Here is a 19,065-nt window from a genome sequence, read left to right as displayed (position 1 = left end):
CGCCGCGCCTGAACCCCAAGATTCAGCCGCACCGCCGTACATCCCGTCCAACTTGTCCACTCGGTGAGCGAAGCCGCCACGAGCTTCAGCCGGGTCGACCGATGTCGTATCTCTCTTGTTCAAAGCGGCGCAACGATGATGCTGCGCCCGAGAAATTTCGACAAAGTTCAGTCGTTCCCCATATTGCTATGGGTACAGATCCGGCCATCGCTTTGGAAAGCGTCGCCAACGCGCACACCGCCGCCGATTTGCACGTCCGCCCCGTTTCTAAAACCGCGCTGGTCTCAAGATCGTGGGCGCCGCGAGTGATTAAAGAAATACACGATGCGTCGGGACTCGCAATCCATAAGATCGGAGCACGCGTTACGAGTCTTCGCGGCGGTTGCGACGCGGTGTTGCGCGTTAAGAAAGCAACGTTTTGAATCATCGCGAGGAATCTCGGATGTGACAAACAACATCGTCTGCCCAAAATTTCTTCATAATTTTTTTATGTTTCGACCGGCCTCACCCGCTTTTCCAATCACTTGGTCGCGCTATGCACTTAAGTCATTTTCGAAACGATGTTTTTCGCGATTGCTCGAAGCGGGTAACTCCCGCGATGCGCGGTGCGCAAAGTGAGCGGCGCATCGCGCGCTCTTGACAGCGATGCGCAAGCGCGGCGCGCAGATTCGCAGCCGTTTCAGATGAGACAATATTGTCACTGCGTAAAAATACGGAACTTCACGTAGTTCCGACGGAACCTGTGTCAGGCGCGCACGACATCGCGCGGGTTCCACCACGCGCGAAGATCGTATTCGCGATGCGATATCACCATCAAGATGTGACCATCAAATGGAGAAGGCGCGGCGAGCGATGGAGGGATGCGCGACAGCGGAACGCGCAATTGAAGATGGCACAAAAGAAAAGCCCGGCGCGAGCCGGGCTGTTTGCATCTTGATAGTTCGTCAGCCGCGCGATCGCGTCACTTCGCGAGCTTGGCGATCTGATGCGTGAGACGCGACACTTTGCGGCTCGCGTTGTTCTTGTGAATGATGTTGCGCTGCGCGGCGCGCATCAGCTGCGGCTCGGCATTGGCCATCGCCTTCAGCGCGGCGTCGCGATCGCCCTTCTTGATCGCGTCCTCGACGGAGCGAACCGCGCCGCGCATCTGGGTGCGGCGCGACTTGTTGATGATGGTGCGGCGGGCAATCTTGCGCGTCGCTTTCTTCGCGGAAGTCGTGTTGGCCATGCTCTCAAATATCCTTCGGCGGCGAGCAGTCGCCGCTCTTGCGGGTACGCGCGCGGCCCGCTTGACGCGGCCCCATCGACGCGGTGGGTTGTTCGGACGCCTCTCTGAGAATGCCATGACCGGAGCAGTTGCTCGGCGGATCGGCGCTGCTCAAAGAACAGCGGCGGCGGGATTGCGCCCACCGCCATTGGCGACCTTATAGGGGCAGCCCTGGCGAGCGTCAACGGTCTCGGAGCGCCCCGCCGCGGCTGGAATCGGCCAAAACCCGGTTCTAAGCCCCTGACGAGGTTGAATTTCTGCGGGGCCCCCGCTATGGCCTTGCTGTCCGAGAGGGCGTGCGAGAGAGGGCAGGTGAGGCATGATCCGCGGTTTTTTCCGTCTGGTGGGGCTGTTGCTGCTGGCCGGAAGCTTCATCTTCCTGGTCTATGACGGCGCGCGCTGGGTGGCCGACCAGACCCTGCAGTTCACCCGGTTCGGCCAGCTCTGGAACGACGTCCACCAGGCGAGCCAAGCCGCCTTCAAGGCCTGGATCGAGGCCAAGGCCCCGTTCTTGTGGGAGTGGATCGTCAAGGTGTTTTTGGACCAGCCGGTGTTTGCGGTGCTTGGCCTGCTCGGAATCCTGCTGATGCTGCTGTTCCGGCCGCGCAAGCCGCTGATCGGCTATGGACGCGACTGAGCGCGGCGGTTCGTCTCGCCGCGCCGGCAACAGTACTGGATTCCGCTCGGAGCGTGACGCGGGAACCGCTGGCGCGGCGTGCGGCGTAACGGCGCTACTGCTCGTCCCGTAGAGCCCTATATATTCCCCTGACAAGAGGTCATCGCGCCGTGGGCCGTCCCGCGGGCGCTGGCCATGAGCGGAGACATCCCATGTTCTTCATGCGCAAAGCCCCTGCCATGCCGTCTGCCGCCGAGGCGCTGCCCGGCCGCGCCCTGCCGATCCCGACCGCCGCGACGCATTTCGTCAACGGTCGCCGCCTGTTGCCGCCCTATCCGGACAGCCTCGAGCAGGCCGTGTTCGGGCTCGGCTGCTTCTGGGGCGCGGAGCGCAAGTTCTGGCAGCTCGGTGACGGCATCCACGTCACCGCCGTCGGCTATGCCGGAGGCCATACGCCGAATCCGACCTACGAGGAGGTGTGCTCGGGGCAGACGGCGCACACGGAGGTCGTGCTGGTGGTGTTCGATCCCAAGATCATGTCCTACGAGCGCCTCTTGAAGACGTTCTGGGAGAGCCACGACCCGACCCAGGGCATGCGTCAGGGCAACGACGTCGGCACGCAATATCGCTCAGCGATCTACACGTTCAGCGATGCGCAGCGCGAGGCGGCCGAGGCGTCGAAGGCGGCCTACGAGTCGGCGCTGCGCGCCAAGGGGCTCGGAGCGATTACGACCGAGATCGTCCCGGCGGGGCCGTTCTATTTCGCCGAGGATTATCACCAGCAGTACCTGGCCAAGAATCCGGCCGGATATTGCGGCCTCGGCGGCACTGGCGTCGCGTGCCCGATCGGTGTCGGCGTGAGCGCATAGGCCGGGCCGAGCGCGCCCGATCACCGTGACCATCGGATCCCTCTCCCACGCCGTGGGAGGGGGATTTTTTTCCGGGCCGCTTTCACCGCGGCCCGTTTGCGACGGGGGGACTACACGCGCCAACGGTTTGTTAACCTTAACCGCGCATGACTAGCGCACATCCTCATTCAAGGATTGTTCGAGTGCGCGCGTTGTTTGTTCCGGTCATTACCGTCCTGTCCGCGATCCTGTTGTCGGGCTGCATGCAGACGATCTCCCCCGTCGCTGCCGTCCAGCCGCAGAGCGATCTCGACGCGATGGCCTATGGAACGCCTTCCACTGGCCCGGTTGCCGCCACCGGGCAGGGTGGAGCGATCCCTACGTTGCGCAACTCGTTCGCTGCCGCCACCCGCGCAGACGCCTATGTCGTTCCCGCCGGCTATGCGCCGACGCGCCGCGACTCCGCCTATCATCTCGATGCCGGCGACAAGCTGCGCGTCGTCGTCTACGGCCAGGAGGGTCTGACCAACACCTATGCGATTGATGCGTCCGGATCGATCACGATGCCGCTGATCGGCAGCGTACCGGCGCGCGGCCGCACCACCGCCGGCCTTGCCGCCGAGATCACCGCCAAGCTGCGCAACGGCTACATCCGCGAGCCCTCGGTGGCGGTCGAGATCGAAGCCTATCGCCCGTTCTTCATCCTCGGCGAGGTGCAGGCGCCCGGCCAGTATCCTTACGTTCCCAACATGACGGTCGAGAGCGCGATCGCGATTGCCGGCGGCTTCTCGCCGCGGGCGCGGCGCGACGTCGTCACCCTGACCCACACCGATGCTTCCGGCGCCGCGCGCTACGAGGTGCCGCTCGGCACCTCGCTCAAGCCGGGCGACACCATCCAGGTCGGCGAGCGCTGGTTCTGACCTCCATAGGAATCGCTGCACGCTCGCGATGACGCGTGGCGCAGAACGATGCGCCCCCCCCCTCTTCTTTCGTCGCTTCGCTCCTCGCAATGACGGTGGTGCGGTGATCAGCGCAGATGCTGGGCAAAGAACGCCAGGCTGCGCGTCCAGGCGAGGTCAGCGCTCGGCTGGTCGTAGCTGGCGCGCTCGTCGCAACCGAAGCCGTGCTGGGCGCCGGGGTAGATGAAGATCTCGACGTCCGGCCGCTTGGCCTTGATGGTCTCGACGTCGCTCAAGGGAATGCCCGCGTCCTTCTCACCGAAATGCAGCTGAGTCGGCACCGTCGGCTTGTCGTCGGCGAACCGCGCGACAGCGCCGCCATAATAGCCGACAGCGGCGCGGAGGCCCGACAGCTTGGTCGCAGCCGCATAGGCGATGCTGCCGCCGAGGCAGAAGCCGATGATGCCGACCGGCCCGACATTCTTCACGACGTCGATTGCGGCCTGGGTGTCGCGCAAAAAGGCCGCCCAATCCGGATTGGCGACGAACTTGCGCGCGACCGCGATCTCGTCGGGCGAATAGCCTGAGGTGAAGCCGGGCTCGACGCGGTCGAAGATCGCCGGCGCGATCGCAACGTAACCCTCGGCGGCGAGGCGGTCGCAGACGTTGCGGATGTGATGGTTGACACCGAATATCTCCTGGATGACGACCAGCGCGCCCTTTGCAGTTCCGGTCGGATCGGCGCGGTAGGCGCCGAACTGGAAGCCATCAGATGCCGTCAGCTTGATGTCTTGTCCCACGTTCTGTCCTCTTTGCGGTCGTCAGGCGCGTGTCAGCGCCACATCCAGTTGGTGCCGTAGTCCTCTTTCCAGCCGGTCAGCCGTCCCCTGCGGAACTTCAGGTAGAGGCGGTGATGGTGCGAGACCAGTCCGCTGCCGCCGAGATTACGCAGTGCCAGAAAGGTCTCGTTGCCGGGCGTGCCGTTCAGATAGATCAACGGCTGCTCCAGCACGCGCGATGTCTCACCGACATCCATGCCGAAGGCAAGCGGCGTGACGTTGGATGACGTCGCCGTGAAAGGCGCGTCGGCGACGCCCAGCGTCTGCCCTGCCGCGGCAGGGGGAACGGCCGACAGGCTCGGCAGCATGGCCGCAGCCAGGCACAGCGTCATACGTGCGGATGGTCTCATGGGCTGAAATCTCCTTTCGCTGTCGGCGTTGGCTGCACCTCTTCCTAGCGTGCCCGGCGCCATCAGCCCAGCATCGTTCGCGCTGCACAACGTAAAATGCCAATTCAATTCGCAAGCCGGCGCTCAAATCCCGTTGCGTCGTCGTGGCAACGCGATCATTCTTATGATGGCTGGCATCTATCCGGTGGGTCCCAGTGAATCGATAAAACCGAACTTCGCCCTAAGCGAAGTCGCACGCCGGGCGGGGAAGAAACCAAATGCCCAATCTCACCATCAACGGGCGGACCATGTCCGTCGACGCGGCGCATGACACGCCGCTGCTATGGGTCATCCGCGAGCAGTTGCAGATGACCGGCACCAAGTTCGGCTGCGGCGCCGGGCTGTGCGGAGCCTGCACCGTTCATGTCAACGGCGAGGCGGTGCGCTCGTGCCAGACCATGGTCGGCGACGTCGCGAACAAGAAGGTCACCACCATCGAGGGGCTGTCGCAGAAGGGCGATCATCCGTTGCAGAAGGCGTGGATCGCCGAGCAGGTGCCGCAATGCGGCTACTGCCAGTCCGGCCAGATCATGCAGGCGGCCTCGCTGCTCGCCAAGACCACGAGCCCGACCAAGGAGGAGATCGTCGCGCATATGGACGGCAATCTCTGCCGCTGCATGACCTATTCGCGGATCCAGAAGGCGATCCTGCGCGCCGCGTCCGAGATGCGCACCGCGTCCAACACGAGCGACCGGAGGGCGACATGAACCAGCACGTGAAAGCAGCGCCGTCGATGGCCCCCGATCTCAGCCGCCGCTCCTTCCTGGTCGGTACCGCCGCCTCCGGCCTCGTGCTCGGCTATGCCGGCCTCGCCGACAGCGCACTCGCAGCAGCGGCACCTGCGAACTTCGAGCCCAGCGTGTGGTACGCGATTGCGCCGGATGGCATCGTGACCGTGACCTGCGGCAAGGCCGACATGGGCCAGCACATTGCGTCTACCATGGCGCAGATCGTCTGCGAGGAGCTCGGCGCCGCCTGGAAGGACATGCGGGTCCAACTCGCCTCCAACGATCCGAAGTACAACGATCCCGTGCTCGGCGCCCAGATCACCGGCGGCAGCTGGAGCACGATGATGAACTTCGACGCCATGAGCCGCGCCGGCGCGGCCGGCCGCATCGCGCTCACCGAAGCGGCCGCGACCGCGATGGGCGTGCCGGCAAAGGAGCTCGTGGTGCGCGACAGCGTTGTCATGCATCCGAAATCGAAGAAGCAGATGACCTATGCCGAGATCGTCAAGAGCGGCAAGATCACCAAGAGCTTCTCAGCCGACGAGTTGAAGGCGCTGACGCTCAAGACGCCCGACCAGTACACGATGATCGGCGTCTCGGTGCCACAGCTCGACATCCCCTCCAAGACCAACGGCACGGCGAAATATGGCATCGATACGATGCTGCCGGGCATGGTCTACGGCAAGGTCGTCACGCCGCCGGTGCGCTTCGGCGCGACGGTCACGGCGGTCGACGACTCCGAGGCCAAGAAGGTGCCGGGCTTCATCAAGGCAGTGACGCTCGACGACAAGACCGGCTCGACCTCGGGCTGGGTGGTCGCGGTCGCCAACACCTATGCTAACGCCAGAAAGGCGGCGGACGCGCTCAAGATCAGCTACGACAAGGGCCCGTATGCCAATGTCAGCACCGACACCATCATCACCGAGGCGATGCGGCTGCAGGCGCAGGACGATGCCGGGCAGTTCTTCGTCAAGGACGGTGATCCAGTTGCAGCGATGTCGGGCGCGGCCAAGGTGCTGGAGGCGGAGTACACCACCAGCATCAACATCCATGCGCCGCTGGAGCCGATGAACGCGACCGCCGAGTTCAAGGGTGACATCCTGCACATCTACACCGGCAATCAGTTCGCGACCCGTTCCGGCGCGATCGCGGCGGCTGCGGCCGGGATCGATCCGAAATACGTCGTGATGCACCAGGCCTGGCTCGGCGGCGGCTTCGGCCGCAGGCTCGATGCCGACATGATGGTGCCGGCGGTGCAGGCGGCCAAGGCGGTCGGCAAGCCGGTCAAGGTGATCTACTCCCGCGAGAACGACATGACGATGGACTACTCGCGGCCGCTCACCTACCAGAAGGTCAAGGCGGGCCTCGACAGCAATGGTAAGCTCATCGCCCTGAGCCATGACGTCGTCTCGGCGTGGCCGACGGCGCGCTGGGGCATCCCCGACTTCCTGTCGCCCTCGGTCGACAAGAAAGGGCCGCTCGACTCCTTCACGGTCAACGGTGCCGACTTCTTCTACACGGTGCCCAACCATCACGTGCGCGCGATCAAGAACGAGCTCGCGCATAATGCGACGCCATCGGGACAACTCCGTTCGGTGGCGCCGGGTTGGACGTTCTGGGCGGTCGAGAGCATGATCGACGAGATCGCGGTGGCCTCGGGGCAGGACCCGGCGCAGTTCCGCATCGCGCTGCTCGACGGCAAGGGCAAGAACGACGGCGGCGCGCAGCGGCTGCGCAACACGCTGCTGGCCGCGATGGGCCTGTCCGGCTATGGCGCCAGGAAGCTGCCGAAGGGCGAGGGCATGGGCGTGTCCTGCGTGTCGTCGCAGGAGCGGGCGACCGCGAGCTGGACGGCGTGCGTCGCCCATGTCGCGGTCGCACCATCGGGCGAGGTCACGGTGAAGAAGCTCACGGTGGCAACCGACGTCGGCACGCAGGTGCATCCCGACAACATCCGCGCCCAGGTCGAGGGCGCGGCGCTGTGGGGCCTGTCGCTGGCGATGTACGAGAAGGCGACCTTGAAGGATGGCGGCATCGAGCAGACCAACTTCGACAGCTACAAGCCGCTGAGGATGAGTCAGGTGCCGGAGGTCGCGATCGCCGTCATCGCCAATGGCGAGAAGGCGACCGGCGTCGGCGAGCCCGCGGTGACGGTGGTCGCGCCGGCGCTCGGCAACGCCATCTACAACGCCTGCGGCGCGCGGCTGCGCTCGCTGCCGATCACCGCCGCAGCGGTCAAGGCGGCGATGAAGGCGTAGCGTCGCCGCGAGACCATCGCTGTATCTGGGAACCGCCGGAGCCCGTCTCCGGCGGTTGCTTTTTGCGCTGCAGTCACATCCCCGCGCCGCACGATTTGAACGATTCCCTTAACGTCTCGCTCACCTGAAACGATACAGCTTGAATGATCGGCTTAAGCCGCGACGAACCCGTATGCCGGTAACTTGCATGGGCAGCAAACCGCAGGGGGCGAGCACGTATGAGCGCGACAGCCAAGCAGACCGTGACCCAGACCGCGACCAGGCGCCATCTCCTGCTCGCGTCGGATCGCGGTGACCAGAGCAGCGAGCTGGCGCGCATCCTGCGCTCGGTCGGCGATGTCGACATGATGCCGACCACCGAGATCCCCGAGAACCCCGGCAACCGCTTCTCCGGCGTCATCGTCGACATCAACCTGCGCTCGCCGGAGAGCGTGCAGCGGGTGCGCAAGAAGCTCTCGTCGCGCGCCTATAGCGAGGTGCCCCGCCTGTTCGTGCTCGCCGAGGCGCTGCACCACGCCACCATGCAGGCATGGGCGCTGGGCGCCACCGACACCATCGCGCGTCCGTTCAGCCCCGCCGACGTGCTGCAGCGCATCCGCTCGGCGCTTCCCGCCGACGACGGCTATGACGAGACCGATCGCGGCAAGCTGCTCAATCGCGGCGTCGAGGCGGCGCAGGCCGTCATGGTCAAGATCTTCGAGAAGCTGCCCGCCGGCGCCCAGTTGACGATGGAGGACATCGTCGCGGCCGAGAACAAGATCCTGAAGGCGATCAAGCACTCCTCGCTGCGCGAGTGGATGACCGTGGTCGGCTGCCATCACAACGACACCTATCGGCATTGCCTGTTCGTGACCGGCCTCGCGGTCGGCTTCTCGATTCATCTGGGCATGCGCGACGACGACCAGCGCCGGCTGGTCCGCGCGGCGCTGCTGCACGACGTCGGCAAGGCGTTCATTCCGGTCGCCGTCCTCGACAAGCAGGGCAAGCTGACGGCGGAGGAGATCGCGCTGCTGCGCCAGCATCCGCGCCGCGGCTACGAGGCGCTGTGGCGGCAGGGCGGCTTCCCGCCGGAGATGCTCGACGTGATCCTGCATCACCACGAGTTCCTCGACGGTTCCGGCTATCCCGACGCGCTGCACAACGAGCAGATCAGCGACATCGTGCGCCTCACCACGATCGTCGACATCTATGCCGCGCTGATCGAGCACCGCGCCTATCGACCGGCCTTCACGCATGCGCGCGCGTTTCAGATCATGGAAAACATGGGCCCGAAGCTCGACCAGCAGCTGCTGCAGGCGTTTCGCCCGGTCGCGATGGGCGCGCATTAGGACCGCGTGTCGTAAGCCCGGTTCAATCCAGCAACTTGCGCAGCTCGGCCTTTGCGACTTTCTCCAGGGTCGAGCGTGGCATCTCGTCGACCAGCTTCACCTCGCGCGGCACCTTGAAGTCGGCGAGGCCGGCGCGGCAGGCGGCCAGCACCTTCTCGGGCAGCTCCTCGCGCGCGACCCCGGCCTGCGGGATGACGAACGCAACCGGCACCTCGTCCAGCATCGGATGCTTCTTGGCGACGACGGCGGTCTCGCGCACGCCGGGTACCGTGATGATCACCTGCTCGATCTCGGACGCCGCGACGTTCTCGCCGCCGACCTTGAGCATGTCCTTGGTGCGGTCGCCGAACTTGATGAAGCCGTCGGGCAGGCGCGTGACGCGATCGCCGGTCAGGAAGAAGCCGTCGGCATCGAAGCTCGTGCGCGTCGCTTCGGCGTTGTAGAGATATTCAGCGAACAGCGACAGGCCGGGAACGCCCTTGATGGCGAGATTGCCGGTGGCGCCGACCTCGGTCGGCCGGCCGTCATCGTCGGTGATGCGGATGGTGTATTCCGGCGCGGCGCGGCCGATCGACATCGGCGCGTTCGGCTGGTCGACCTCGCCGACGATGCCGTGGGTGATGGTCTCGGTCATGCCCCACCAGCCGATGATCTTGATGCCGAACTTGGCGAAGGCGGGCGGCTCGGACACCGCCGTGCCCCATAGCCGGAATTTGTGATGCTTCGGCACCTCCTGGTCGAGCAGCGCCTTCATGCAGAACGGGATGGTCGAGGTCCAGGTGCAGCCATGCTCGAGCGCCACGCTCCAGAAGCGGCTCGCCGAGAAGCGCGGCTGAATCACGCAGGTCGCGCCGACCCAGAGCGTTGCCAGCATCGAGTAGGCCAGCGCGTTGGTGTGGAACAGCGGCAAATAGGTCTGGTGCACGTCGCCCTGATGCAGGTCTTCATGAGCGGCGTTGACCTTGGCGCCCCATAGCGCGTTGGCATGCGTCCACAGCACCGCCTTCGGCCGAGACGTCGTGCCCGAGGTATATTGCACGCTGCATGGCGCCAGCGGATCGGCCGGACGGCGCGGTCGGTCGGCGCTGTCGGCAAACAGGGATTCGAAGCGCTCGCCTCGCCCGACGTCCGACGCCTCCGCCTGACCCGGATCGTGCGAGATCACGGCCATCCACTTGAGATCGCGGCAGTGCGCCGCGATCATCTCGGCATAGGCCGGCTGGGTGATCGCCGCCACCGCACGGCAATGCCCGGCGAAATAACTCATCTCGGCGGCCGCCGAGCGCGTGTTGGTGGTGACGGCGAGCGCGCCCAGCTCGACGCAGGCAAACCAGGCAAGCATTGCCTCGATGCAATTGTCGAGATGGATCAGCATGGCATCGCCAGGCTTGGCGCCGCGCTTGACCAGACCGGCCGCCAAGGCGCCGACACGTTCGTGAAACTCGCCATAGGTCCAGCGGCGTGCCGGTGCATCGAACGGCGCGGAGATCAGGAACGGATGATCGCGCCGGGTCTCGCTGCGCAGCTTCAACAGCCAGGGCACGTCCATGCCGTCGAACGGCGTCACGGTGCCCGCTGCCATCGTCGTTCCGTTCATCTTCGCTCCCGTCGTTATTGCGTGCGGCCCGTCTCCGGCCGCTTCGTTCTTGTCGTCATCTTTTGCCACCTCGCGTCGTCGCGATCAAATCGGGATTGAACCCGTCTCCGTCTGCGGCCGACCAATGGCGCGGCAAGACACGCCCGGAGGTTTGCATGCAGGCCGAGCCACGACCATGGCGGCTGCCCGATGCCCGCTATTTCCAGATCGCGGCATTGGCGACGCTGCTCGCGATCAATTTCGCCGTGATCGATTTCGGCGCGCGTCCCGCAGCGAGCGTGATCGCGGTCGCGGCGGCGCTGCTCACGCAGGCGGCCTGCTGCCGCATCTCCGGCGCGCCGCTCGATCTCAAGTCACCATTGATCACCGGCCTGTCGCTCAGCCTGCTGTTGCGCGCCGATGCGCTGTGGCTGCATGCGGCGGCGGCAATGATCGCGATCGGCTCGAAATTCGTGCTGCGCATCGACGGCAAGCATGTCTTCAACCCGGCAGGGCTTGCCATCGTGGTGCTGCTGTTCACCTCCAAGGACGTGTGGATCTCGCCCGGCCAATGGGGCACGGAGATCTGGTTCGCAAGCCTCGCCGGCCTCTTCGCGATCCTGGTGCTCAGTGCATCCCGCCGGGTGGATATCGCGGTGTATTTCTTCGCAAGTCACGCCGCGCTCCTGCTGCTGCGCGCTGCCTGGCTCGGCGATCCCCTGGCGATCCCCGTGCATCAGCTGCAGAGCGGCTCGCTGCTGATCTTCACTTTCTTCATGATCTCCGACCCGCGCACCTCGCCGGACTCGCGCGTCGGCCGGCTGCTGTTCGCGCTGAGCGTTGCGGTCGCGGCGTACTACCTCACCTTCGTCCTGCAGATGCGGCCGGCGCTCTACGTGTCGCTGATCGCGCTGTCGCCGCTCACGCTGCTGCTCGACCGACTCGTCCCTGAGACCCGCTTTTCCTGGCGTTCGTCCGTTCCCGAAGGAGGTTCGACATGATCCTGCGTTACAGCAAGCTCTTCCGCACCGGCGTCGCGGCCACCGCGATCCTGGCGAACGCAGCGATGGCGCCCGCGAATGCCTTTTGCGGCTTCTATGTCGCCCAGGCCGACGCGAAGCTGTTCAACCAGTCATCGAAGGTCGTGCTGGCCCGCGACGCCGAGCAGACGGCGATCACGATGGCCAGCGACTTCGAGGGCGACGTGAAGGAGTTCGCGGTCGTCGTTCCCGTGCCGACCTTCATCGAGCGCAAGCAGATCGGCGTGGTCGAGCCGAAGACCATCGACCATCTCGACAAATACACCGCGCCGCGGCTGGTCGAATATCATGACGCCGATCCATGTGCGCCGGTCGTCGTTGCGGCGCGGGCGATGGCGGCGGCGCCGATGATGACAGGCGCTGTCCACGAGATGGCCCGGCGGAACTATGGCGTCACCGTCGAGGCAAGCTACGACGTCGCCGAATACGACGTGCTGATCCTGTCGGCGCAGGAGAGCGACGGGCTGACGCGCTGGCTGACCGACAACAATTATCGCATTCCGCAGGGCGCGGACGCGGTGCTCGGCAGCTATATCAGGCAGGGCATGCGGTTCTTCGTGGCCAAGGTCAATGTCGAGCGGATGAAGAACATCGGCAACGGCACCCTGCGGCCGTTGCAGGTGCGGTACCAGAGTCCCAAGTTCATGGTGCCGCTGCGGCTCGGCACGGTCAACGCCAGGGGACCGCAGGACCTGATCATCTATGCGCTCACCAGGAGTGGCCGCATCGAGGCGGCCAATTATCGCACGGTGAAGATCCCATCCGATATCGATGTCCCGCTCTATGTGAAGGACGAGTTCGGGCCGTTCTACAAGACGCTGTTTGAGCGGGCCGTCGCGCGCGAGAACATGCAGGCAGTGTTCGTCGAATATGCCTGGGACATGGCGTGGTGCGATCCCTGCGCCGCCGATCCGATGAGCAACAAGGAGCTGGTCGAGCTCGGCGCGCGCTGGATCGGCAGCGACGATGACACCGCCTTCAGCCTCCGCCGGGGCGCGGCCGGAGCCAATGCCTTCGTGACCCGGCTGCACGTGCGCTACGATGCGACATCCTTCCCCGAGGACATCGTCTTCGCCGAGACCAAGGACCGCAGCAATTTCCAGGGCCGCTATGTCCAGCACCACCCCTGGCGGGGTGAAGCGTCCTGTGCCGCGGCGAAGACCTACCGGGACAGTCTCGCCGCACGTTTCGCCAAGCAGGCCACGGATCTCGCGCAACTGACCGGGTGGTCGCGCAGCGAGATCGTCGCGAAAATGGACAAGAGCGGCGAGACCGTGACGAAATGACCTCGGCGCGACCTCGGCTCAATCCTGATACGAGGAGATCTCGATCAGGCTGCCGTCGGGGTCGCGGCAATATACCGAGCGCAGGGTGCCGCGTGCGCCCTGCTTGGCGACCGGACCCTGCTCGACGACGATGCCGAGCGCCGTGAGATGCGCCACCACCTCGTCTGGGGTGCTGGTGGTGAGGAAACAGAGGTCGTCGCTGCCGGCCGCCACATGGTGGGCCGTGAACCAGTCGACCTTGTCCGCGTCCTTCGGTCGCACGTTGATCTTCTGGTTCCCGAACAGCAACGACGTGCGCCTCGCCTTGCCTTGTCCGGGATCGAACACCTGGACCGTCATGCCCAGCACCTGTTGGTACCACGCCGTCGTGCGGTCGACGTCGGCGACATTGATGACCAGATGATCGAGCGCATCGACCTTGATCGGCATGGGCTCTTCCCTCCTGATTGGATATCGATCTCGCCGCCATCGCGGCACTCTGTTACATTCGATCCCGGCGGCTCGTTAGCCGCCGCTCAACGATGATGCCTGAGGAAACGCATGATTTCACGTCGTACCGCGCTTGGTCTGATCGCCTCCGCCGTCCCGTCCATCGCTGCCGTTGGCAAAGCGTCCGCGGCCGACTATCCCACCCGTCCGGTCCGCTTCGTGGTGGGTTATCCTCCGGGTGGCGCGACCGACATCCTGGCGCGGCTGATCGGCCAGCGGCTGTCCGAGACGCTCGGTCAGCAGTTCATCGTCGAGAACAAGCCGGGCGCCGGCAATAATATCGGCACCGATGCCGTCGTGAACGCGGCGGCCGACGGCTACACCGTGCTGCTGGTCAATCCGGCCAACTACATCAATGCGAGCCTCTACACCAACCTGAAGTTCAATTTCGTTCGCGATATCGCGCCGGTGGCCTCGCTCAACCGCGTCCCCAACGTGATGACCGTCAACAAGGACATCGGGGCCAAGAACGTCGCCGAGTTCATCGCTTACCTGAAGGAGAACCCCGGCAAGGTGAACATGGCCTCGTCCGGCAACGGCACCTCGGTGCATCTGTCGGGCGAGATGTTCATGGCGATGACCGGCACCAAGATGCAGCACGTGCCCTATCGCGGCGCGGCGCCCGCAATCACCGACATGCTCGGCGGCCAGGTGCAGGTCATCTTCGACAACATGCCCTCCATCATCCAGCACATCCGCTCCGGCTCGTTGCGGGCGCTCGGCGTCACCACCCAGCAGCGTTCGCCGCAATTGCCGGACGTCCAGGCCGTCGCCGAGACCGTGCCCGGCTACGAGGCGAGCGCGCTGTTCGGCATCGGCGCGCCGAAGAACACGCCCAAGGAGATCATCGAGAAGCTCAACAAGCAGGTCAACGTCATCCTGGCCGAGCCAGAGATCAAGGCGCGTCTGGTCGACCTCGGCGGCGAGCCGCTGATCCAGTCGCCGGAGCAGTTCGGCGCCCAGATCGTCGCCGAGACCGAGAAGTGGAAGAAGGTCGTCGAGTTCGCCGGCCTGAAGGTCGAATAGGACGAAGCGACGCAATCGCTGGTCGGCCGCCGCAACATGTTCTCGATGAGGCGCCGGCCCGCCAGACGGGAGTAGAGGGCTGAAGGCGGCGTGCCGCGCATGCGACACGTCACTGCCTTGGTTGGTGATCCGTTCCGCCGATTTGTCGTTTTTTGACCATGCCGGTGTGGTGCAACCGTCCGGCCAGAAGAGGAACAGATCATGCGCAAGGTGATGATGATGGCAGCCGGCCTCGTCGGCATTGCACTTGGTGGCGGCGCCGCGCCGGCCTCCGCAGGCGGCTACGACTATCCCTGGTGCGTGCAGGGCCGAGGCGTTGGTTACCCCGGCGACTGCTCCTATCACACCTTCGAGCAGTGCCGGGCGAGCGCCTCCGGGCGCAATGCAGGCTGTGGCATCAATCCGCGCGTCGCGTTCGATCCTGCCCGCCGCGGCCCCTCGGTCTATGTCGACATGCCGCCGCCGCGCCGCGTGCACCGCTATTCGTATTACTGACACCCTCGACCGAACTCGGCACGCGCGGCCGATCGGCTGACGCAGGCGCGCTCCGGGTTCGCGCGGGCTTGCATCGACTTTGCGTTCGTATATACTTTGTATTGCAAAGTTGAACGAGCCGGTCCCGGCTTCAGGTGAGACATGCGCGACCTCGACAAGGCGCTGGCGGACATCATTGCGATCCGCAGCCAGCTTGCGGCGGGCACGGCATTTCGCGGCTACGGGCCGGCGACGATGGCCGCGACCTCGGCCGTTGCGCTGGTCACGGCACTGCTTCAGCAGCTGTTTCTGCGCGATCCGACGGCGGACGCGTGGACGTTCCTGCTCGGATGGGCGGCGGCAGCCTGTGTCTCGCTGACGATGATCTGGTTCGAGATGCGGGCGCGGTCGCGCCGGCATCATTCCGGCCTTGCCGACGCGATGATCCACCAGGCGGTCGAGCAGTTCCTGCCGGCCGGCATCGCTGGCGTGCTGCTCGCGGTGCTCTTGTGGAAGTTCGCGCCGGAGGCGCTGTGGATGCTGCCGGGCCTGTGGCAGATCCTGATGTCGCTCGGCGTGTTTGCGTCGGTGCGCTCGCTGCCGCGCACGGTGGCGCTGGCCGGGGCGTTCTATTTCCTGGCCGGCTTCGCGGTGCTGCTGGTGGGTAGCGCCACGCATGCGCTGTCGCCATGGACGATGGGGCTTCCGTTCGCGATCGGACAGGGGCTGATGGCGGGCATTCTGTATTTTGCGACCGGAGAGTCCGATGTCGAAGACTGACGGCAGCGCGCCGTTCTCCTATGACGGCCTCGATCGCGTCATCCACGAGAAGGCCCGGCTCGGCCTGCTCACCTCGCTGATGGCGCACCCCAAGGGTCTCGCTTTTGCCGACCTCAAGCAACTCTGCGGACTGACCGACGGCAATCTGTCGCGGCACCTGCAGGTGCTGCAGGAGGCGGGCCTCGTCGAGGTCACCAAGGGCTATGAGGGCAATCGCCCTCACACCACTTGTCGGCTGACCAAGGCGGGACGCCGTCGCTTCCTCGATTATCTCGCCGTGCTCGAGCGCCTCGTCCGCGACGCCGCGACCGCTGCCGGCAAGGAGCATACGCCATCGTCGGTCGGCCTGATCCCCGGCCGCGTCTGAATCGCGCATCGCATTTTTTTGACCTGGAGCTTTGCAATGCAAAGTAGTCTGCAACCGAAATCGCCTGCTGTGTCGGATGGCCTGCATGTCGGCATCATCATGGACGGCAACGGCCGCTGGGCGACGCGCAAGGGCCTGTCGCGGCTGCGCGGGCACGAGGCGGGCGTCGAGGCGATCCGTCGCGTCGTCGAAGCCGCGCCCGACCAGGGCATCGGGACGCTGACGCTGTATGCGTTCTCCAGCGACAATTGGCGACGCCCGCGGGCCGAGGTCGCCGCCTTGATGGCGCTGTTGCGGGTCTATCTCGCCAGCGAGGTGGAGTCGCTGGTGCGCAACGGCGTCCGCCTCACCGTGATCGGCCGCCGCGACCGGCTGCCCGGCGGCATCGCCGACGCCATCGGCCGGGCCGAAGCGGCAACCCGCAATGGCAGCACCCTGCACCTGCGCATCGCCGTCGACTACTCGGCGCGCGACGCGATCCTCGAGGCCGCAGCGAAGGCCCGCGAGATCGACGGCCTGACGCGTGCGGCGTTCTCCGACCTCGTGACGGGCGAAGCCGGCTTGCGCGACGTCGACCTGATCATCCGCACCTCGGGCGAGCAGCGCCTGTCCGATTTCCTGCTCTGGGAAGGCGCCTATGCCGAGCTGCATTTCACCCAGCGGATGTGGCCCGATTTCGATGCCGCAGATCTGGCGCAGGCGCTCGCCTCGTTCCGCGGCCGCGAGCGTCGCTTCGGCGGCCTCGAGGCGGTGCCGCTGGCGCCGGCACCGGTCTCCTGACGCCGACGCAATCTTTCCGCACATCGGGGAATCATCTACCGCTTGCAGCACGAGCGCAGAGATCCCCTGATGAAGCACAAGCAGCGCCGGCCTGCCGGCAAGCCTCCGGTCAGATCCGGATCGATGGGCCACAGCGATACACCTGATGCGCTGTGCGCCGCCGCCCTGCGGCTGCTGCGCGCCGGCCAGCTCGCACAGGCCGAGGATGCGTGCCGCCGCGCGCTGACGCTGGACGCGGCCTCGCTCGATGCGCTGCGTGCGATGGGACAGGTCTGCCTGGCGCTCAAGCGCGCCGATGATGCGATCGAGTGGTTTGCCCGCGCCGTTCGGCAGGACGTTTCCGCAGCGGAGTCCTTCGTCGGCTTGGCGCAGGCGCTGCGGGACTCCGGCCGCGTCGATGAAGCGATCAAGGCCTATGATCGCGCGCTGCAGCTGCAGCCGGATGCGGTGGAGAGCTGGGATGCGCTTGGCGAACTGCTGCAACTGAGGGAGCGGCACGCCGAGGCGGCGCTGGCCTGCGATCGGCTGCTGCAGCTCGCGCCCGATCGTGCCGCGACGTGGTTTCGTCTCGGCGAGGTGCTCGAAGCCCAGGGCCGGCGTGACGAGGCGGCGCTGGCCTTCGATCAGGTGGCACAGCTCAAGCCAGATCATGTCGAGGCGGCCAACAAGGCCGGAGCGCTTCATTTCGATGCTGGCCACTACGAGCAGGCCATCTCGCGCTTCGGGCAGTCGCTGGCGGTGATGCCGGATCAGGCGGGCGTGCTGTACCTGAAGGGCATCGCGCTGCGGCGGCTGCGCCGCTACCAGGAAGCCGAGACTCTCGGCCATCGCGCGCAGGTGCTGGCGCCTGACAATCCCGACTTCGCCAATGGCTATGGATGCATCCTGCAGAACCTCGGCCGTCATGATGACGCCGTCGCCATGTTCGACAAGGCGATCGCGCTCCGGCCGCAGACCGCGGATTTCCACAATCATCGCGGCACGTCGCTGGCCGAGCTGCATCGCTTCGCAGAGGCGTTCGAAAGCTTCGATCGCGCCGTCGCGCTGCGGCCTGATCTGGCCGATGCGCATTGGAACGCGGCGCTGTTCCGGCTGTTGACCGGCGACTTCGCCCGTGGCTGGGCGGCGCGGGAATGGGGACGAAAATGTCGCGCCGTCGGCTTCGTCGAGCGCAGCTTCGAGGCGCCGCTGTGGCTTGCGGACGCGCCCCTCGCCGGCAAGACGATCCTGCTCCACAGCGACGAGGGGCTCGGCGACACGATCCAGTTTTCGCGCTACGCCACCCTGGTGGCCGAGCAGGGCGCGCGCGTCGTGCTCGAGGTCGACGCGCCGCTGCAGCCGCTTCTGTCCGGCCTGGACGGCGTGGCGCAGTGTCTTGCCCGCGGCATCGATGCGCTGCCTGCCATTGACTATCACTGTCCGCTGTCGAGCCTGCCGCTCGCGTTTGACACTCGGCTCGATACGATCCCTGCCGCGCCGTGCTATCTGCCGCGCCCTCCCGAGGCGCGCCGGGCGATCTGGGAACAGCGACTCGGTCCGCATGACCGCTTGCGGGTGGGCCTGGTCTGGTCGGGCAACCCCGCGCATCTCAACGATCACAACCGTTCGATGCCGTTGCCGACGCTCGCGCCGCTGTTCGAGATTGGCGCGCGGTTCGTCAGTCTGCAGAAGGAGCCTCGGTCGTCCGACAAGGCCGCGCTCGCCGCGCGCGACGACATTCTCGATCTCACCGCCGACATCGGTGACTTCGTCGATACCGCGGCGCTGATCGATAATCTCGACCTCGTCATCACCGTCGATACCAGCGTGGCGCATCTGGCCGGCGCGCTGGGCAAGCCGACCTGGATCATGCTGCCCTTCACGCCGGACTATCGCTGGCTGCTCGGCCGTGACGACAGTCCGTGGTATCCGAGCATGCGGCTGTTCCGCCAGGACGCACGACGTGACTATGCCGACGTCGTCCCGCGTGTTCGCGAGGCGCTCGCCGCACAGCTCGCGACGTTCAGCCCCTGATGAACGCTTGAGCATCAACCAACGCCATAACTGAAACGTGATTGGCTGGCTGAGCCGCCGGC

20 protein-coding genes are annotated in these 19,065 nt (G+C 65.7%); 15 read left to right on the top strand and 5 right to left on the bottom strand.

Annotated elements, in window-relative coordinates; translation table 11 throughout:
• Positions 1–101: 101 nt before the first annotated feature.
• Complete coding sequence (locus tag QW881_RS11100; protein ID WP_315758097.1) at positions 102–422, top strand: hypothetical protein; 321 nt, start codon at positions 102–104, stop codon at positions 420–422.
• Positions 423–961: 539 nt separating this feature from the next.
• Here the strand turns inward: QW881_RS11100 and rpsT are convergent.
• Positions 962–1,228, bottom strand: coding sequence for a 30S ribosomal protein S20 (rpsT, locus tag QW881_RS11095; RefSeq protein ID WP_315715026.1), 267 nt, complete (start codon positions 1,226–1,228; stop codon positions 962–964).
• Positions 1,229–1,586: 358 nt separating this feature from the next.
• On the opposite strand from rpsT, the gene QW881_RS11090 reads away from it, so the two are divergent.
• The 3 genes from QW881_RS11090 to QW881_RS11080 all read left to right on the top strand — a co-directional run bounded on the left by QW881_RS11090 (position 1,587) and on the right by QW881_RS11080 (position 3,651).
• Entirely contained in the window at positions 1,587–1,904 is a 318-nt protein-coding gene (locus tag QW881_RS11090) for a hypothetical protein (protein WP_315715027.1), read from the top strand.
• A gap of 191 nt (positions 1,905–2,095) precedes the next feature.
• Complete coding sequence (gene msrA / locus QW881_RS11085; RefSeq protein ID WP_315758096.1) at positions 2,096–2,752, top strand: peptide-methionine (S)-S-oxide reductase MsrA; 657 nt, start codon at positions 2,096–2,098, stop codon at positions 2,750–2,752.
• 182 nt (positions 2,753–2,934) lie between these two features.
• Positions 2,935–3,651, top strand: coding sequence for a polysaccharide biosynthesis/export family protein (locus QW881_RS11080; RefSeq protein ID WP_315735510.1), 717 nt, complete (start codon positions 2,935–2,937; stop codon positions 3,649–3,651).
• Between the two features lie 107 nt (positions 3,652–3,758).
• Here QW881_RS11080 and QW881_RS11075 read toward each other — a convergent pair whose 3' ends face one another.
• Together QW881_RS11075 and QW881_RS11070 are read right to left on the bottom strand one after the other, a co-directional pair.
• Complete coding sequence (locus QW881_RS11075; protein ID WP_315758095.1) at positions 3,759–4,430, bottom strand: dienelactone hydrolase family protein; 672 nt, start codon at positions 4,428–4,430, stop codon at positions 3,759–3,761.
• Positions 4,431–4,462: 32 nt separating this feature from the next.
• Positions 4,463–4,777 (bottom strand): hypothetical protein, encoded by a 315-nt coding sequence (locus QW881_RS11070; RefSeq protein ID WP_409997690.1) that lies wholly within the window; start codon positions 4,775–4,777, stop codon positions 4,463–4,465.
• Between the two features lie 299 nt (positions 4,778–5,076).
• Here QW881_RS11070 and QW881_RS11065 point away from each other — a divergent pair, with 299 nt between their 5' ends.
• The 3 genes from QW881_RS11065 to QW881_RS11055 all read left to right on the top strand — a co-directional run bounded on the left by QW881_RS11065 (position 5,077) and on the right by QW881_RS11055 (position 9,172).
• A complete protein-coding gene (locus QW881_RS11065; RefSeq protein WP_315758093.1) occupies positions 5,077–5,565 on the top strand; it encodes a (2Fe-2S)-binding protein in 489 nt (162 codons plus the stop codon).
• Entirely contained in the window at positions 5,562–7,844 is a 2,283-nt protein-coding gene (locus tag QW881_RS11060) for a xanthine dehydrogenase family protein molybdopterin-binding subunit (RefSeq protein WP_315758092.1), read from the top strand. Before QW881_RS11065 ends, QW881_RS11060 begins: the two co-directional genes overlap by 4 nt.
• Before the next feature lie 218 nt (positions 7,845–8,062).
• Complete coding sequence (locus QW881_RS11055; RefSeq protein ID WP_316158647.1) at positions 8,063–9,172, top strand: HD-GYP domain-containing protein; 1,110 nt, start codon at positions 8,063–8,065, stop codon at positions 9,170–9,172.
• A 22-nt stretch (positions 9,173–9,194) separates the two neighbouring features.
• Here QW881_RS11055 and QW881_RS11050 read toward each other — a convergent pair whose 3' ends face one another.
• The gene (locus QW881_RS11050; RefSeq protein WP_315756768.1) at positions 9,195–10,769 is read right to left on the bottom strand and encodes an AMP-binding protein; all 1,575 of its coding nucleotides are present in this window, start codon (positions 10,767–10,769) and stop codon (positions 9,195–9,197) included.
• 155 nt (positions 10,770–10,924) lie between these two features.
• On the opposite strand from QW881_RS11050, the gene QW881_RS11045 reads away from it, so the two are divergent.
• Positions 10,925–11,749, top strand: a complete 825-nt coding sequence (locus tag QW881_RS11045; protein WP_315756769.1) for an RnfABCDGE type electron transport complex subunit D — start codon at positions 10,925–10,927, stop codon at positions 11,747–11,749.
• Positions 11,746–13,074, top strand: coding sequence for a DUF2330 domain-containing protein (locus QW881_RS11040; RefSeq protein WP_315756770.1), 1,329 nt, complete (start codon positions 11,746–11,748; stop codon positions 13,072–13,074). Before QW881_RS11045 ends, QW881_RS11040 begins: the two co-directional genes overlap by 4 nt.
• Before the next feature lie 18 nt (positions 13,075–13,092).
• Here the strand turns inward: QW881_RS11040 and QW881_RS11035 are convergent, their stop codons facing one another.
• Positions 13,093–13,503 (bottom strand): VOC family protein, encoded by a 411-nt coding sequence (locus tag QW881_RS11035; protein ID WP_315756771.1) that lies wholly within the window; start codon positions 13,501–13,503, stop codon positions 13,093–13,095.
• A 111-nt stretch (positions 13,504–13,614) separates the two neighbouring features.
• Here QW881_RS11035 and QW881_RS11030 point away from each other — a divergent pair, with 111 nt between their 5' ends.
• The 6 genes from QW881_RS11030 to QW881_RS11005 all read left to right on the top strand — a co-directional run bounded on the left by QW881_RS11030 (position 13,615) and on the right by QW881_RS11005 (position 19,003).
• A complete protein-coding gene (locus QW881_RS11030) occupies positions 13,615–14,589 on the top strand; it encodes a tripartite tricarboxylate transporter substrate binding protein (protein WP_315756772.1) in 975 nt (324 codons plus the stop codon).
• Between the two features lie 201 nt (positions 14,590–14,790).
• A complete protein-coding gene (locus tag QW881_RS11025) occupies positions 14,791–15,084 on the top strand; it encodes a DUF3551 domain-containing protein (RefSeq protein ID WP_315756773.1) in 294 nt (97 codons plus the stop codon).
• Between the two features lie 141 nt (positions 15,085–15,225).
• Entirely contained in the window at positions 15,226–15,843 is a 618-nt protein-coding gene (locus QW881_RS11020) for a hypothetical protein (RefSeq protein ID WP_315735485.1), read from the top strand.
• Positions 15,830–16,210 carry a transcriptional regulator gene (locus tag QW881_RS11015; RefSeq protein WP_315756774.1) on the top strand — a complete coding sequence of 127 codons (381 nt, stop codon included), beginning with the start codon at positions 15,830–15,832 and terminating at the stop codon, positions 16,208–16,210. The genes QW881_RS11020 and QW881_RS11015 overlap by 14 nt, the downstream gene beginning before the upstream one ends.
• A 36-nt stretch (positions 16,211–16,246) precedes the next feature.
• On the top strand, positions 16,247–16,990 hold the full coding sequence (locus QW881_RS11010; protein WP_316158646.1) for a di-trans,poly-cis-decaprenylcistransferase: 744 nt from the start codon (positions 16,247–16,249) through the stop codon (positions 16,988–16,990).
• Positions 16,991–17,059: 69 nt separating this feature from the next.
• On the top strand, positions 17,060–19,003 hold the full coding sequence (locus tag QW881_RS11005; protein WP_316158644.1) for a tetratricopeptide repeat protein: 1,944 nt from the start codon (positions 17,060–17,062) through the stop codon (positions 19,001–19,003).
• Positions 19,004–19,065 lie beyond the last annotated feature (62 nt).

Source organism: Bradyrhizobium sp. SZCCHNS3016, assembly GCF_032484535.1.
GTDB lineage: Bacteria > Pseudomonadota > Alphaproteobacteria > Rhizobiales > Xanthobacteraceae > Bradyrhizobium.
The sequence above is the reverse complement of the archived record's forward strand: the minus strand, read 5'-3'. Positions and strand labels throughout refer to the sequence as shown.